Source organism: Gracilibacillus sp. HCP3S3_G5_2 (assembly GCF_052063305.1).
GTDB lineage: Bacteria > Bacillota > Bacilli > Bacillales > Amphibacillaceae > Gracilibacillus.
Window position 1 is genome coordinate 1 of the sequence record NZ_JBQHXU010000033.1, and the last position, 1809, is coordinate 1809.

Annotated in this window: 1 protein-coding gene; it reads right to left on the minus strand. The window is 39.2% G+C overall.

What is annotated here, in order from left to right:
• Window positions 1-394: 394 nt before the first annotated feature.
• A complete protein-coding gene (locus tag ACTNEP_RS20375; RefSeq protein ID WP_186871525.1) occupies window positions 395-1678 on the minus strand; it encodes an IS110 family transposase in 1284 nt (427 codons plus the stop codon).
• Between the last annotated feature and the right edge of the window lie 131 nt (window positions 1679-1809).

Below are 1809 nucleotides of genomic sequence, written 5' to 3' on the forward strand. Positions count from 1 at the left end.
CCTCCCTCAATAAAGTTAATTTTTCTTCCAAATACTCGCGTATTCTCAATATTTTATAAACACTAGTTAGTTGACACACCTTATAGATAGTTAAAAATTGAAAGTAATTCAATTTATTTACAGGTTGGGGGCCATCCTATCTGCCAAACTGGTATTGTTTGGAAAACAGTTTTATAACCGTGCTAGGAAATCTCCACACAAATCACGGTCGCTAACCCTCCCATGTCTCTCCGGATCGTATCCATACTTTCCTTCGTCCTGCGTATCCATGAGGTGGAGGTTGGAAATGCTCCTATGCTGGGTCTAATGCCCGAATGGATAATATATACTCCAACTCTGCACTATTGGTGTTTGTATGAGAACTAATAATCGTATTTGATGTGTTTCTAAAGGCTTAAGCAGCCTGTAATGCTTCCTTTTGTGACAATCCTCTTAATAACTTAGATCCATCAAACTCACATTGTCTTTGGCCAATGACAAATAATACACGTAATAACTTACAACACAAGGCAATGAGTGACTGTTGCTTTTTCAATGGTTTTTCAGACCGTGTTGTATAGTGTTGATGCAGGGCTTTAAACGTTGGATTATGGGCAACTAGCGGACGAATGGCTAAATATAGGGCTCTTCGCAAACGACTTCGTCCTCTCTTAGTTATCCGTGTTTGACCTTTAAACTTACCAGAACTGTGTTCTCGTAAAGATAGCCCTGCTAAATTGACTAATTGTTGAGGGTGTTTATATTTCGTAATATCCCCTACTTCAGCGAAGAATAGAGCCACGGTTGTGGATCCAAGCCCTGTAATATTCATCATTTGTTTAGCACCAGGTAAAGTCACGACAAGTGATTCTAACTCTTTGTCTAACTCCTCTAACTGTTGCTTATAAAGTTCATATTGATCGAGTAAACAGTCCAACTCGCGTCGGGCAAACTGAATACCAATTTGAATGCCGATACTCTTTTTTGCGACTTCTACTAGCTTTGTTGCTCTTTTAATTCCCACTCCTCGTTTAACGAAGGGCTTCCACTTCATCACCACATCTTCTGGTGACAATTCCTTGATTTGAGACGGAAATGGAAACAGTCGTAACGTACAGTAAGCTGCTTTTCCTTCCCAATCACCAAATACATCAAAGAATTCCGGAAAATAGCGTTGAATATGGTTTTGGATACGCCCTTCAGTGATCATCAGTTGGTTGATAAGTTGATCTCGTAATTTGACGCCTTCTCTTAATTCGGCATAAATGCCATCTAAGAGATTTGGTACAGAGTATCGCCCATCTTTAATCAACTGACCTATCACACGGGCATCTTTCGTATCATTTTTGGTAGGGGAATTATCATCAAGTTCTTTACTTTTCTTTACGTGCATAGGATTTACGACAACAAAATCGTATCCTTTCGCTACTAAAAAGTAAGCTAGACTAAACCAGTAATGGCCAGTAGGCTCGACACCCAGAATGACATAATTTTTGTCATTTTCCTTTCGAAGGTTCTCTGCCCAATTTACTAGTTTTTGAAAGCCATGCATTTTGTTTTCAAAGATCAAGCGTTTCCCGAATTCAACACCTCGGTCGTCTTGAGCACGAGCTACGTGTTTGTCTTTGGCAATATCAATGCCTACAATGAGTGTTGAAGGTGTGATTTGAGAGATTTTTTGATTTTGTGTATAATTCATTATTGAGTCCTCCTTGGTTACTTAAATTAAGGGTCCATTTTTGCTTCGAAGCTTTGGACACCTCGTATGATACCAAGAGGGCTCTTTTTGTTTCAATCCTCAAATTTCTTCATTACAGGAATGCTCCTATT